This is a genomic window from Cupriavidus sp. 09_S30, assembly GCF_056930435.1.
Genome location: NZ_JBXOWI010000002.1, coordinates 3,115,670 through 3,129,295, shown reverse-complemented (window position 1 = coordinate 3,129,295; position 13,626 = coordinate 3,115,670). Strand labels below are relative to the sequence as shown.

11 protein-coding genes are annotated in these 13,626 nt (G+C 67.0%); 8 read left to right on the top strand and 3 right to left on the bottom strand.

Annotated features, from left to right (window positions below; genetic code table 11):
* Positions 1-505: 505 nt before the first annotated feature.
* Complete coding sequence (locus AC1Z3O_RS34185; protein ID WP_483521619.1) at positions 506-709, bottom strand: cold-shock protein; 204 nt, start codon at positions 707-709, stop codon at positions 506-508.
* 345 nt (positions 710-1,054) lie between these two features.
* Between AC1Z3O_RS34185 and AC1Z3O_RS34180 the strand changes: the two genes are divergently transcribed.
* The 3 genes from AC1Z3O_RS34180 (at position 1,055) to AC1Z3O_RS34170 (ending at position 4,840) form a co-directional block, all read left to right on the top strand.
* Entirely contained in the window at positions 1,055-2,407 is a 1,353-nt protein-coding gene (locus tag AC1Z3O_RS34180) for an NCS2 family permease (RefSeq protein WP_483521617.1), read from the top strand.
* Between the two features lie 490 nt (positions 2,408-2,897).
* On the top strand, positions 2,898-3,356 hold the full coding sequence (locus AC1Z3O_RS34175; RefSeq protein ID WP_483521616.1) for a hypothetical protein: 459 nt from the start codon (positions 2,898-2,900) through the stop codon (positions 3,354-3,356).
* Between the two features lie 110 nt (positions 3,357-3,466).
* Positions 3,467-4,840: a sigma 54-interacting transcriptional regulator gene (locus tag AC1Z3O_RS34170; RefSeq protein ID WP_483521614.1), complete on the top strand. Its 1,374-nt coding sequence runs from the start codon at positions 3,467-3,469 to the stop codon at positions 4,838-4,840.
* Positions 4,841-5,741: 901 nt separating this feature from the next.
* On the opposite strand, the gene AC1Z3O_RS34165 is transcribed toward AC1Z3O_RS34170, so the two are convergent.
* On the bottom strand, positions 5,742-5,903 hold the full coding sequence (locus tag AC1Z3O_RS34165) for a hypothetical protein (protein ID WP_483521613.1): 162 nt from the start codon (positions 5,901-5,903) through the stop codon (positions 5,742-5,744).
* Between the two features lie 307 nt (positions 5,904-6,210).
* Here AC1Z3O_RS34165 and AC1Z3O_RS34160 point away from each other — a divergent pair, with 307 nt between their 5' ends.
* On the top strand, positions 6,211-7,188 hold the full coding sequence (locus tag AC1Z3O_RS34160; protein ID WP_483521611.1) for a YihY/virulence factor BrkB family protein: 978 nt from the start codon (positions 6,211-6,213) through the stop codon (positions 7,186-7,188).
* A gap of 133 nt (positions 7,189-7,321) precedes the next feature.
* Complete coding sequence (locus AC1Z3O_RS34155) at positions 7,322-8,896, top strand: peptide chain release factor 3 (protein WP_483521609.1); 1,575 nt, start codon at positions 7,322-7,324, stop codon at positions 8,894-8,896.
* Between the two features lie 36 nt (positions 8,897-8,932).
* Here AC1Z3O_RS34155 and AC1Z3O_RS34150 read toward each other — a convergent pair whose 3' ends face one another.
* Positions 8,933-9,721 (bottom strand): sulfite exporter TauE/SafE family protein, encoded by a 789-nt coding sequence (locus AC1Z3O_RS34150; RefSeq protein WP_483521607.1) that lies wholly within the window; start codon positions 9,719-9,721, stop codon positions 8,933-8,935.
* Positions 9,722-9,975: 254 nt separating this feature from the next.
* Here AC1Z3O_RS34150 and AC1Z3O_RS34145 point away from each other — a divergent pair, with 254 nt between their 5' ends.
* From AC1Z3O_RS34145 to AC1Z3O_RS34135, 3 genes are all read left to right on the top strand, one after another.
* Positions 9,976-11,052 (top strand): LysR family transcriptional regulator, encoded by a 1,077-nt coding sequence (locus tag AC1Z3O_RS34145; protein WP_483521605.1) that lies wholly within the window; start codon positions 9,976-9,978, stop codon positions 11,050-11,052.
* A 470-nt stretch (positions 11,053-11,522) separates the two neighbouring features.
* Positions 11,523-12,386 (top strand): mechanosensitive ion channel family protein, encoded by an 864-nt coding sequence (locus tag AC1Z3O_RS34140; RefSeq protein ID WP_483521603.1) that lies wholly within the window; start codon positions 11,523-11,525, stop codon positions 12,384-12,386.
* 191 nt (positions 12,387-12,577) lie between these two features.
* Positions 12,578-13,609: a porin gene (locus AC1Z3O_RS34135; RefSeq protein WP_483521601.1), complete on the top strand. Its 1,032-nt coding sequence runs from the start codon at positions 12,578-12,580 to the stop codon at positions 13,607-13,609.
* Positions 13,610-13,626: the final 17 nt, after the last annotated feature.

The window sequence follows — 13,626 nt, the reverse complement described above, 5'->3', positions numbered from 1 at the left end:
ATTTCCGATCAGAGCGGCCTATGAGGCACTTTATCCGCGAGGGGCGTACCCATTTCTGCGGTGGCGGCGGCCCAGCACGGCGTGTCTGCGGTCACCAGGGAGGCATCCAATCGCCCGGGGCGTACCCGTTTCTGCGAGGCTCTGGGACAGTGCCGCGAGCCCCAGTGAGGGCCGCCGCGGTCAGTCGGGACGCGAAGGCGTACCCATTTCTGCGTTCGTCGTCATGGCAGGGCGGGATGGACCAGGCATTGCCTGAGAGACTGGGCGTACCCGTTTCTGCGGGCAACCGGTCGACCGCAGATGCATGCAAGCGCCTGGCGCCGGGAGATCACGAGGCGTCGCGCGCCGCAGGGGCTGCGGTCACGCGCCAGATGTGCGTGTGCCTGCCTCGGCGAACTGCGGGCAGGCGGTGTGGGCCGAAAAAAGGCGAAAAAAAACCCCGCCTTGCGGCGGGGTTCTTTGCTGACGGCAAAGCCTGCAATTGCAGGCTTGTGCGTCGCGCGACTTACAGCGGGGTGATGTTCGCTGCTTGCAGGCCCTTCGGGCCATTCTTCACTTCGAACGAAACGCGCTGGTTCTCTTGCAGCGTCTTGAAGCCGTCGGCGCGGACTTCGGAGAAGTGAGCGAAGAGATCGTCACCGCCGGCGTCCGGCTTGATGAAGCCGAAGCCCTTGGCGTCGTTGAACCATTTCACGATACCGGTTTGCATGGGATTGCTTTCCACAAAAAAAATAAACACACGGCTGGTGCCAGGCACCGCCGAACAAAGCAACTCAAGGAAAGGACACCATGGACAACCGAAGTACCAAGACGGTGGCTAACGAATGTGCTGTTGCCTCGTCGCTTGAATCTAACGGCTTTATACGGGGGATTGACGCCAGCGTCAAGATGGGGCTATCCCAGGCCGCGCTTCGCGCCGAGGACCGCGCTGTGGGATCATCACGCCTTTTCACAAAACGTGTATTCGCTGGCATTGCAGCCCGCGTCACATATGCCCCGCGTCGTCCTTCGCAGACACAGGTGCATGCGCCAGGACGATGCCAGCAGACAGACCATGCACAACCCTGAATCCGCATCCCATCCGCCCCGCCACCAGGCGGCGCCCGCTTCGCTCGTCGAACGACTGTTCAAGCTCCGTGAGCACCAGACCGATGTCCGCACCGAGGTGCTGGCGGGCCTGACCACCTTCCTGACAATGGCCTACATCATCTTCGTCAACCCGAGCATCCTGGGCGATGCGGGCTTGCCGAAGGACGCTGTCTTCGTCGCGACCTGCGTGGCAGCCGCGCTGGGCACACTGGTCATGGGCTGCTACGCCAACTACCCGATCGCGATGGCACCGGGCATGGGCCTGAACGCATATTTCGCCTATACGGTGGTCAAGGGCATGGGCCTGCCTTGGCAGGCGGCGCTTGGCGCGGTCTTCATTTCAGGCTGCCTGTTCCTGCTGGTGACGCTGTTGCGCGTGCGCGAGGTGATCGTCAATGGTATTCCCCATTCGATACGCATAGCGATCACTGCGGGCATCGGGCTCTTCCTTGCCATTGTTTCACTGAAGAACGCGGGCATCATCGCAGCGAGTCCGGCGACGCTCGTCACCATCGGCGATCTGCACAGCAGATCGGCGGTGCTGGCCGTCATCGGTTTTTTCGCGATCGTCTCTCTCGACTACCTGCGCGTCAGGGGCGCCATCCTGATCGGCATCCTGCTGACCACGGTGCTGAGCTTCATCGTTGGCGACAACACCTTCCACGGCGTCTTTTCGGTGCCGCCGTCGATCGAGCCCACGCTGTTCAAGCTCGATATCTCGGGTGCGCTGTCGATCGGCATCGTCAACGTCGTGCTGGTCTTCTTCCTGGTCGAGTTGTTCGACGCCACCGGCACGCTGATGGGCGTCGCCAACCGCGCAGGCCTGCTCAAGGCGGGCCGCATGGACCGGCTGAACAAGGCACTGATGGCAGACAGCACGGCCATCATGGCCGGCTCGCTGCTGGGCACCTCGTCCACCACCGCCTTTATCGAGAGTGCGTCCGGCGTGCAGGCGGGCGGTCGCACGGGGCTGACGGCCGTCACCGTGGCGGTGTTGTTCCTCGCCTGTCTGTTCATCGGGCCGCTGGCCGGTACGGTGCCTGCGTATGCTACTGCGCCGGCGCTGCTCTACGTGTCCTGCCTGATGTTGCGCGAGCTCGTGGAGATCGACTGGAACGACGCTACCGAGGTCGTCCCCGCGGTGCTGACCGTGCTGGGCATGCCGTTCACCTACTCGGTGGCCAACGGTGTCGCGTTCGGCTTCATCACCTACGCCGCGCTGAAGCTCCTCACCGGCAAGGCGCGCCAGGTGCCGATGATCGTCTGGATCATTGCGGCGGTCTTTGTATTCAAGTTCTACTACCTCCCCGGACACTGACACCGAGGCGTAGAAGCGATGGGGGGCGATTGCCCGCCGTCGCGCCCGTCGCGGCGTACCCAATTCTGCGAGCGCTCCCGACCGGTTGAGCGTACCCGTTTCTGCGTTGAAAGTGAGTGCTCAATTACATTTAGAGTGCGGAATTTTGACCCGAACGGGCGTCATCCTTAAGGATGAAATTCATGCACTGCGCGCCGAGAAGGCTGGACAAACTGCTGCAAATGCACTGAACTAAAGGCGTGGCAAACACAGGGGCGCTTCGAGGCGCCCTTTCTTGACTCCCGGGTCTTCCGGAAGTCGCCCGCGCGTGCCTTGCCCGATGCAAGGGTCCTGACCGCGAACAGCAATGACTGAAAAATGACCGTCGGATAGACGGCTTCGCCACCACGAAAAGAGCGCGCGACCCTACGCGCGCCGGATGAATACAAATTAAGACAAGTGGTAATCGCGAACGAGCAGTGCCGGGGGTGTTGTAAAACGGGGATCCACCATGAATGCAGGAGAAGTTCAGCAAGCCGCAATGGGGCCTATCAGCGAGTCAGCCAGTCTTCCCATTCACCGAGCCTGGGCCGCCCTGCGTGCTGCGGGCTGCCGGGACGCACTTGACGTCACCGGCGATGAGCAGGACGACGGCGTGGCCGGCGGCCTGTCGCGCGATGCCATCCTGCCGGACAGCGTCCAGCAGTCGCTCGACGCCTTGCTCAAGCGCAACCGCATGCTCGAGGCCGAGCTGTCGCGACAGCGTGCGATGCTGCAGGACTGGATGCTCAGCCAGCTCACTTACAAGACGCTCTACTTCCAATATTCCGGCCAGAGCCCCGACGCACCCCGCACTGAACTGATGCGGGAGAAGGAAATGGTACGGCGGCGCATTCGCGAGCAACTGCTCGCTGGCGGCGACCACGAGGCCATTCTCGGCGACCAGACTCGCCGTCTGTCCAAGCTATGACGTTCTCGTTGCGGGTGCCCGATCCGCGCGCCGCCTTGCCCCGTTCCTGCAATGGACGGCGGGCAACGCGAGCCGGATCCAATAACAAGCCCAACAACCGGGAGAACGTCATGGAGCGACTCTGCAAGGCAGCGGCACGCACCGCGCAGGTGCTGGTCGTGTCGCGCCATGAGGACTACAGTATCGAACCCTCGCAGTTCGGTGCCGGCTGGGAGATCCGCCGGGTCCACCAGCTGCGCGAGCTCGAGCGAATCGTGCGCGTGAGCGCGCCGATGGCCGGCCTCATCGATCTGGAAAGCGATTACAGCGATGCCGAGCTCGTGCTGCTCGAGCAAAGCCTGCAGCATCCGCAAGTCATGTGGGTGGCGATCACCAACAGCCATATGCTGGAGAACGAGCGCGTGCGGCGGCTGATCCGCGATTACTGCGTCGACTATGTGCGCACGCCGTTCTCGTTCGACAACCTGCTCTATACGCTCAAGCACGCTCATGGCATGGCGTGCCTGCATGGCACCCAGACCGGCGAGGCGGTCGGCCAAGGGAAGATGATCGGCGAATGCGCGCCGATGCGCATCATGTTTCGCTCGCTGGCCAAAGTGGCCCACAACGAGGCGCCGGTGTTCATCTCCGGCGAGTCGGGCACAGGCAAGGAGCTCGCCGCGCAGGCCATCCACGAGGCGTCCAGCCGCCGCAAGGGGCCGTTCGTCGCCATCAACTGCGGCGCCATTCCCTCGCATCTCGTGCAGTCCGAACTGTTCGGCTACGAGAAAGGCGCCTTCACCGGGGCCAACCAGCGCAAGATCGGCTGGATCGAACAGGCGCAGGGCGGCACGCTCTTCCTGGATGAGATCGGCGACCTGCCGCTGGAGAGCCAGGTGGCGCTGCTGCGTTTCCTGCAGCAGGGCACCATCACGCGACTGGGCGGACACCAGTCCATCCCGCTCGACCTGCGCATCATCTCTGCCACGCACGTGGACCTGGTGGCGGCACAGGCCGACGGACGCTTCCGCTCCGACCTGTTCCACCGCCTTTGCGTGCTGACGCTGGCCATCCCGCCCCTGCGTGAGCGAGGCGAGGACATCCTGCTGCTGGCCAATGCCGTGTTGGCCCAGCACGGGCAGGAGGCGCGGCGGCGCATCCGCGGATTCTCGCCGTGCGCGACGCAGGCCATGATGCAGTACGAGTGGCCCGGCAACGTGCGTGAACTGATCAACCGCGTGCGGCGCGCCATCGTGATGACGGACAACCGCAAGATCACCGCCGAGGATCTGCAATTGCACGGCGGCGCCGAGAACCCGCGGCGCACGCTCGATGCGATCCGCGAGGAGGCAGAGCGCGAGGCGATCCGCAACGTGATGGCCAGCCATGGCTTCCATGTCGTGCCGGCTGCGCGCGAGCTCAACGTGTCGCGCGTCACGCTGTACCGGCTGATGCACAAGCACAATATCCGCGTGGAAAGCCAGCCGATGCCGGGCGGCGAGTAGCCGTCATCCGCGCAGCCGACGGGCGCAACCGCATCCACGCCTGGCCCTGGGTTGCGCGGCCACGTCTCGCCGTCACGTCTCTCTATGGAGGACCGCCAGCGCCCCGCCCGCCGTGGCGGGGAGGCGGGCCATCACGACGACGGTGGTGGTCTGGATGCCCCTGGCCTGCCTCCCTGCTGCCTATAAAAAAGTGCCCGCCGGGGGACGGAGCACAATCGGATGCTGTCCTGCGCGAGACACCGGTACGCGCCACCTGGCGGCCTATCGCATTGCCTTGCTGCGATAGGCCACGAGGGGCAGGGCGTGACTCGACGCCTGACAAAACTTGGGTGCATCCCGCGCCGGCAGGCGCGGTCGGGGGGCCTCGGGCGACAGCTGCCGCATCACCGGGGGCATGGGCCGTCCCAGGTGAAGCAAGCGCCTGCGCGCCGTCATGCGTGCTGCTGGTTGACGCATGGCTCCGAGCTCCCCCAAATCTGTTCTCACATGTTCTTGTCATGCCTGTAGGCTGACTGTCACCGGATGCATAGCGACAAACATGCCAGTGCGCGCAAATGCTTGATTTGTGAAGAGTTGAGAGGCCGGCATCGACACTTGCGGCGCCGGCGGCGCCGATTCTGTTGCGGCCATGCAACCCGGATACCGCGCTGCCGGCGGTCCGCGCGCGGTCAGTTGCCTGCCGGGTCCGCCTGCATGGCGGAAAGCGGGCACGTGCAGGCATGTGCACGGTGGCGAGGCGCACGGAAGCGCGTCGGTTGCACTGCTGATACAACGGTTTCGGGGGCGCGGTACGCACCGGGAAGGATGCCTTGCCGCGTGCCGTTCATCGTGAACGGCGTATGCCTGGCACCTTCGCAGAAACGGGTACGGACGCCGCCGCGGCGAAGCAGCGGCAACCGTCTTAGCGGGCAGGTGGCTGGCTGGCCGCCGTCGGCGCAGGCGCCTGGCTGGAGATCGGTTTCGGGCCCGGGCCGGGCTTGGCACGGTCGCAGCCCGACGCACACAGTACCGGCAAGGCCAGCGCCGCGACGGCGGCAAGCCGTGCGAAGGTCGAGCGGTTCATTTGGCGTCCTCCTTGCGGGAATCGCTGCCATTCTGCCGGTGGCGGCTGCGCACCGGTGTCCGTGCATGTACTGTAGCAGGCGTATCGGCATGCGCATGGTGGACGTGCCCAGGGCCGCCCGGCTTGGGGGATGTGCGCGATGCGCGCTATCATGAACCGTTCGTGGGCTGGTTTTGCCTGTGCCGCCTGTGCCGGATTGGCATGGCGGCAGCCGGCCCTTCTCTGCATGCGGGAGTTCCAGGAAGGGGGAAGACACGCATATGCGCGCAACGTCGACCGGCGGCCCGCGCGGCCGCGTCCCGCTGCCATGAACGCCCAGGACCGGCGACGCCGGCTGCTGCAATGGTTGCCGAACCGCCACACGCTGGCGCGCACGGGACTCGTCGTGAGCGGCGCCGTCCATTCCTGGCTGGAGCATCGTGCCGCGAGCAAGGGCGCCGCGCTGTCCTTCTACATGCTGTTTTCGCTGGCGCCCATCCTGGTGCTGGTGATTTCCATCGCCGGCCTGTTTTTCGGCGCGGAGGCCGCGCGCGGTGAGATCTTCGCCCAACTGCGCGACCTGGTCGGGGAGCAGGGCGCGGCTGCCATCCAGGAGCTCCTGGCTGCCACCCATCGCACCGGCGGCAGCGGCCTGGCCACGGTCATCGCCACCGGCATCCTGTTCGTCGGCGCGACCAGCGCCTTTGCCGAACTCAAAAGCAGCCTCGACGAGATCTGGCAGGCGCCAGCCGACCAGACCGCGGGCTGGCAGCAGCTGCTGCGGGCCCGCCTGCTGTCCTTCAGCCTGGTGCTGGTGCTGGCCTTCATGCTGCTGGTGTCGCTGATCGTCAATGCGGCGCTGGCGGTGGTGGATCGCTTCTGGGGCCAGATCTGGACCGAGTCCTGGTTCGCGCCGGTGGCCGAGGCTATGTCGGAGGGTTTCTCGCTGGGCGTGGTCACGCTGCTTTTCGCCGTGATTTTCAAGATGCTGCCCAAGGCGCGCGTGGCCTGGCGCGACGTGGCCATGGGGGCGGTCGTCACGGCGCTGCTGTTCGCCGTGGGCAAGCGCCTGATCGGAATCTACCTGGGCAACAGCGCGGTGGCATCCTCCTATGGCGCTGCTGGTTCGGTCGTGGCCCTGATGCTGTGGATCTACTATTCGGCGCAGATCTTCTTCTTCGGCGCCGAGCTGACCCACCAGTACGCACTGCAGTTCGGCAGCCTGCGTGCCGCGGCCCTGCGCGCCGGCATGCACGAGCCCGGCCAGGGCGGACCGCAGCCCCCGGCGTCGAACCCGGTAGAATAGCGGCCAATTCCCCCGTGCGTGTCCCCGGGGCCACCGCCTGTCCAGTTCGCCAACCCCGGCGCAACGGCCGCGCCGCGTGGCCGGGCAGGCGCATTCCGGGTCCCATTCTCCCCTTTTCCAGCCAGTCGAATCCGTGAGTTCGCTCGTTTCCGAAATTGCGCGCCGGCGCACCTTTGCCATTATTTCCCACCCCGACGCGGGTAAGACGACCTTGACCGAGAAGCTGCTGTGGTTCGGCGGCGCCATCCAGGTGGCGGGCGAGGTGCGGGCGCGCAAGGCCGACCGGCATGCCACCTCCGACTGGATGGAGCTGGAAAAGCAGCGCGGCATCTCGGTGACCTCCTCGGTGATGCAGTTCCCCTACCTGGAGAACATCGTCAACCTGCTCGACACGCCGGGCCACGAGGACTTCTCGGAGGACACCTACCGCACGCTGACCGCCGTGGACTCGGCGGTGATGGTGATCGACTCGGTCAACGGCGTGGAAGCGCAGACCATCAAGCTGCTCAACGTCTGCCGCCTGCGCGCCACGCCCATCCTGACCTTCATCAACAAGCTGGACCGCGAGGGCCGCTCACCGATCGAGCTGCTCGACGAGATCGAGGACGTGCTGCAGATCCAGTGCGCGCCGATGACCTGGCCGATCGGCATGGGCAAGGCCTTCCGCGGCGTGTACCACCTGATCGACGACAAGGTGCAGCTGTTCGACCCGCACGGTGACAAGGGCACGGCCGCCATCGTCGACGGACTCGACAATCCCGAGCTGGACCGCATCCTGGGCAGCCAGGCCGACGAGCTGCGTGTGGAGATCGAGCTGGTGCGCGGTGCCTCGCATGCCTTCGACAAGGACGCTTTCCTCGCCGGCAAGCAGACCCCGGTCTACTTCGGCTCGGCCATCAACAACTTCGGCGTGCAGTCGCTGCTCGACGCGCTGTGCCAGCTGTCGCCGCCGCCGCTGACGCGCAATACCGAGACGCGCCAGGTCGAGCCGCAGGAGTCCAAGTTCTCCGGATTCGTGTTCAAGATCCAGGCCAATATGGATCCGCGCCACCGCGACCGCATCGCCTTCGTGCGCGTGTGCTCGGGCCGCTTCGAACGCGGCATGAAGCTGCTGCACGTGGCCGCCGGCAAGACCGTGGCCATCAACAACGCCATCACCTTCATGGCGCAGGACCGCAACACCACGGAAGAGGCCTACGCCGGCGACATCATCGGCGTGCCCAACCACGGCACGATCCGCCTGGGCGACGTCTTCACCGAGGGCGAGACGCTCAAGTTCACCGGCATCCCGTCCTTCGCGCCCGAGTTCTTCCGCCGCGCGCGGCTGAACAACCCGCTCAGGGTCAAGCAGCTGCAGAAGGGCCTGCAGCAGCTGGCCGAGGAAGGCGCCACGCAGCTGTTCCGCCCGCTCGGCTCAAACGACCTGGTGCTGGGCGCGGTCGGCATCCTGCAGTTCGACGTGGTGGCGCACCGGCTGGAGCACGAGTACGGCGTCGATGCCATCTTCGAGAGCTACGACTGCGCCACCACCCGCTGGATCAAGGGCGACGCGGCCGAGATCGAGAAGCTGATCGACAAGGCCGGCCACAACGTGGCCCTCGACGGCGCCGACGACTACGTCTACCTGGCGCCCAGCATGGTCAACCTGCGCCTCACGCAGGAGCGCTTCCCGAACTTGAAGTTCCTGGAAACGCGCGAGATCGTCTGACGCTGCCGCGCGGCGCGGCCGCCGTGCCGCGCCGCTTCAGCCCAGGCGCAGCAGGTAGCGCGCCACCAGCGCCACGCCGGAGCACAGCACCACGGCGTTGACCATGCGCAGGAACTGCTCGCGCGACATCCCCAGCGTGATGCGCCGGCCCGCCCACAGACCCAGCACCATCGCCGGTGCCAGCGCCAGCGCCAGCTTGAGCAGCCCGGCGCCGGCGTAGACACCGGCGGCCAGGAACAGCAGCAGGCGCGTCAGCGTGCTGGCGCCGATTAGAGTCGATTGCGTGACGCGCATCGCATCCTTGCCCAGCCGCCCCGACAGGTAGATGGCATACAGGAAGCCGCCGCTGCCGAACATGGCCGAGCACACCCCCCCGAACAACCCGAACGGCAGCGCCGCGCGTGGCGTGAAGCTGGCGGCCGGCCGCTTGCCGGCCAGCGACCACAGCGCGTAGCCGGTCACGAACAGGCCCAGCAGGGGCGGCAGCAGGTCGGCGCGCAGCCGGAGCAGCAGCGCGGCCCCCGCGAAGCTGCCCGCCAGCAGCCAGGGCAGCACGCGCCGCAGCTCCGCGCGGTCGGCGCTATGGCCGTCGCGCAGCAGGTTCAGCGCGGCGGCGCTGCAGTCCATCAGGGCCAGCAGCGGCACGATCTGCGCCACCGGCATCATGCAGGCCAGCACCGGCGAGGCTACCAGCGCGGTGCCGAAGCCGGCCATGCCGAAAATCACATAGGCGCAGGCGATGGCCGCGCACATAGCGAGGAATTCGGCGGGAGCGAGTCCGGGCAGCAGGGCGCCGGGGAGGTCGAGAAGCGGAGAGAGTTCCATGCGCAGGGGTGAACACAGCAGGCCGGCATCCGCGCCGGCGGGGTCAAGGGCAACGAGGGCAACGAGGGCAACGAGGGCAACGAGGGCAACGAGGGCAACGAGGGCAACGAGGGCAACGAGGGCAACGAGGGCAACGCCGGGTCTGGCGACGGACGGCTGGCGGCTCGCGCGGCGAGCTGCCAGTCGAGGCAGAGTAGGGCAGCGGGCGCGCGCCGACCAATATCAAATCGGACAGCGACCGATCGCAAAGCGGCATGGCAGCGGCTCGCCGCTCGCCGCGCTGCTGCCGCCGTGGCACACTGCGGCGTGTTCCGCCGGCCTCGCGCCGCGACGGCCTGTGCCGAACTGTGCCGACCTGCGCCGACCGCACCCATGCCGAGATGAATCCCACCCTGAAGCAACTGCGTTACTTCGTCGAGATTGTCGATGCCGGCAGCTACAGCCAGGCCGCCGAGCGGCTGTTCATCGCGCAGCCGGCGTTGAGCCGGCAGATCAAGGAAATGGAGGCCATGCTGCAGGTGGCCTTGCTCGTGCGCAAGCCACGCCATGTGGAACCCACGCCGGCCGGTCGTGCCTTCTATGCATCGGCCCGGCGCATTCTCGATGCGCTGGCGGACGCCTCCGCGCAGGCGCGCCAGGTCGAGCGGGGCGAGCATGGCACGGTGCGGCTGCTGCATTCGAGCTCGGTGCCGCTCATGCCCGACTGTACGGCGCTGCTGCGTGCGTGCCTGGCCGACAGTCCGGGTTTGCGCTTCGACATCTCGCAGGCGTCGAGCGAGCAGCAGGCGGTGGAGATCGAGGAGGGGAGGGCCGACCTGGGGCTGGCGCGAGAACCGGTGCTGCGCCGCTATCCGGGGGTCGCAGTCGATCCGCTCTACACGGAACGCCTGGAACTGGCGGTAGCTTGCACACATGCGCTGGCCGGTGCGCCGCAAGTGGCCGTGGCCGCGCTGCGCGACGAAGACTTCGTCTCGCTGCCGCACCCGGATCGCGGCGGCCTGAGCCACCGCGTGACGCAATGCTGTCTCGATGCCGGCTTCTATCCGCGCGCGGCCGCCGCGATCTCGCGCAAGCTGTCGCAACTCGCGCTGGTGGAAGCCGGCTTCGGCGTGGCGCTGGTGCCATCTTCGCTCAGGCGCATGGCGCCGCCTGGCGTGCGCTTCGTGCCGCTGTCCGACCCCGGCTGTGAAACGCGCGTGGTGCTGATGTCGCGCCGAGACGCCGGCCCCGCGGTGGCAGGACTGGTCGGGCGGCTGCGGCGCGGGCTGGCGCGGGAGGAGGATCCCGCCCAGGGCGGGCCGGATCCTCGGGCCAGCGAAGCCTTTACGTAGCCAGGGACCGGGCGCGCCACCAGCTCGACGACATCGCCCCGTCCCGCGCCCCGGCCAAAGCGTACCCATTTCTGCGTGGGCGCGGCCGCCGTCCCGGGCCGGCGGAAATCGGTCTTGCGCACTGCGCAAGGTCTTCCCGCTGGCCGTCCGGGGCGTTCCGCCGGAAAAAAGTGCGGATGGCGCAATCCCTTGCCCCACAAGGGATTGCGCCAGCAGCGCGGGCGCACGTGCGCATGGCGATGAAACCAAATTCGCGCAGGCTTGTCCCTAAAATGTGTCAAATAAGAACAACCTGGGTTGATCTTCTGGTAATTTCACGTGATCCCGCAGGCGGCAGCCAGTGCCGGCCTACGCCTGCATCGCGGTCCTGATCCGCAGAAACGGGTACGGGGCGCATGTGGGCGAACGTGGGCGGACGACCGCGCCGCCGCCAACTTTCTCCAGACCAACCCCGCCAGGAGCCGACTCCCATGAATCTGAACTTCATCGAAGCCGACAAGTTGCAGGCCGCATGGTCGTATCTGCTGCAATCGGCCATTCACCAGGGGCTGAATTTTCTCGCCGCGCTGCTGATCCTGGTGGTCGGCTGGTGGCTCTCTGGCCGTGCCGCGGGCGCGGTGCAGCGCCTGTTCGACCGCCCGAGCGTCGATGCGACGCTGCGCCCGATGCTGGCCAGCGCTACCCAGTGGACGGTGCGCATCCTCACCCTCGTGCTCGTGCTCTCGCAATTCGGCGTGCAGACGGCCAGCATCATCGCCATGCTGGGCGCCGCCGGCCTGGCCATCGGCCTGGCGCTGCAAGGCACGCTGCAGAACATCGCCGCGGGCATCATGCTGGTGCTGCTGCGGCCTTTCCGTGTGGGCCAGTACATCGACGCCCAGGGCGTGGCCGGCACCGTGCGCGAGACCGGCCTTTTCATGACCGAGCTGACCACGGCCGACGGGGTCTGCCTGCGCGTGCCCAACGGCAAGCTGTGGGGCAGCGCCATCACCAACTACAGCGAGAATCCCACGCGCCGTCTCGATATCGAGGTCACGGTGGCGTTCGACAGCGACCTGCAGGGCGCGCTGGCCGCGCTGCACGCGATGCTGGCGGCCGAGCCGCGCCTGCTCGCGGCACCGGCCGCCGATGCCATGGTGGTCAACTATGCGCCACAAGGCGTCACGCTCAATGTGCGTTGCTGGACGAGCACTGGCGACTACTGGGCCGTGCGCTTCGACTTCTATGGCCGCATCAAGAACACGCTGGAAGCGGCAGGCTGCGTGATTGCGCTGCCGCTGCAGGAACTGCGCGTGCCCGACGCCGCCATGCCGGCCGTGACCGCCGCGCGCTGAGTGCCGGCTGACCTCCCGCCGGACCTCCCGCCCGTGGCCTGACGCCGCAGGCGGCGCAACCAGCGCCGGCGTTCCCCATCCCACGCTTCCCGACCTGCCCGCCGCCGGCGGGCCAGGTGCGCCGCGCTGGCGCGCGCGCCCGTCCGCCTGTTTCATCCCTGACAACGACAACTGAGAAAGGACCTCCGAATTTGCACGCTCCACGCCACCTCGCCCTCCGCTTCCTGCCGGCCCTGATGAGCCTTGCCGGCGCCGCCCACGCACAATCCAGCCTGACCCTCTACGGTTTCGTCGACGCCGGCATCTTCAAGACCGGCCCCGATAGCGCCACCCAGCTCGGCACCATCCAGCGCAGCTATATCGGCCTGCGCGGCGAAGAAGGGCTGGGCCGCGGCTGGGCGGCCACGTTCCACCTGATGTCACGCTTCGACATGGGCGACGGCAGACTGGAGGCGAGCGGCGCCACGCCGTTCTTCCAGGGCGAGTCCACGGTCGGGCTGAAGAGCCCCTATGGCGACCTGCGCCTGGGCCGCGCACTGACGCCGATGTGGCAGTACGACTGGAACTACGACAACTGGGCCAACTTCAACCGCGTGGCCTCGGTGGCGTGGTACGTCTACCACCCTTCCTATCGCACCGATCCCTATCACAACGGTCCCGCGGGCGAGTACTCGCGGCTGAATAACGGCATCTTCTATGACTCGCCGAACTGGGGCGGCGTGCACTTTCACGCCTCGCTCGGCGTGGACAAGTCGCGCACGCCCGATGCCCAGGGGCAGGTGGACCAGGCCAGGCCCGTGGCCGCCTCGCTGAACTACGATGCGGGCCCGTGGTCGGCGATGATCACTGCGGAGCGCAACGCCGCCACCGACAACACTTGGTTCGCCGGCCTCGCTTACGCGCGTGGCGCGCTCAAGCTGATGGCCTCATATAGCCAGACCCGCCTGAGCCAGGCCAGCCAGCGCTTCCTGGGCGATGCCAGCGCGCGCCGCACGGCGGCCACGCTGGGCGCGGATTGGCGCATCGGCGCCACCACGCTGAAGCTGTCGGGGGCGCGCGATTTCCAGGGCTACGGCCAAGCGGGCACCACCGACTACATCTCGGCGGGCCTGGACCATGCACTGTCCAAGCGCACCACCGTGTACGGCGCCGTGATGTACCGCCACAGCCGGCACGCCGCCAGCGCCACCTTCTATGGCGCCGGCATGAGCCACAGCTTCTGAGGCCGCGCGCTGCCCGC

What these genes read in the sequence shown, in the direction of transcription:
- AC1Z3O_RS34160 (WP_483521611.1), top strand. Translation starts at nt 6,211, where the DNA reads ATGAACGCCCAGGACCGGCGACGCCGGCTGCTGCAATGGTTGCCGAAC.
- AC1Z3O_RS34175 (WP_483521616.1), top strand. Translation starts at nt 2,898, where the DNA reads ATGAATGCAGGAGAAGTTCAGCAAGCCGCAATGGGGCCTATCAGCGAG.
- AC1Z3O_RS34145 (WP_483521605.1), top strand. Translation starts at nt 9,976, where the DNA reads ATGGCAGCGGCTCGCCGCTCGCCGCGCTGCTGCCGCCGTGGCACACTG.
- AC1Z3O_RS34140 (WP_483521603.1), top strand. Translation starts at nt 11,523, where the DNA reads ATGAATCTGAACTTCATCGAAGCCGACAAGTTGCAGGCCGCATGGTCG.
- AC1Z3O_RS34180 (WP_483521617.1), top strand. Translation starts at nt 1,055, where the DNA reads ATGCACAACCCTGAATCCGCATCCCATCCGCCCCGCCACCAGGCGGCG.
- AC1Z3O_RS34185 (WP_483521619.1), bottom strand. Translation starts at nt 709, where the DNA reads ATGCAAACCGGTATCGTGAAATGGTTCAACGACGCCAAGGGCTTCGGC.
- AC1Z3O_RS34170 (WP_483521614.1), top strand. Translation starts at nt 3,467, where the DNA reads ATGGAGCGACTCTGCAAGGCAGCGGCACGCACCGCGCAGGTGCTGGTC.
- AC1Z3O_RS34165 (WP_483521613.1), bottom strand. Translation starts at nt 5,903, where the DNA reads ATGAACCGCTCGACCTTCGCACGGCTTGCCGCCGTCGCGGCGCTGGCC.
- AC1Z3O_RS34150 (WP_483521607.1), bottom strand. Translation starts at nt 9,721, where the DNA reads ATGGAACTCTCTCCGCTTCTCGACCTCCCCGGCGCCCTGCTGCCCGGA.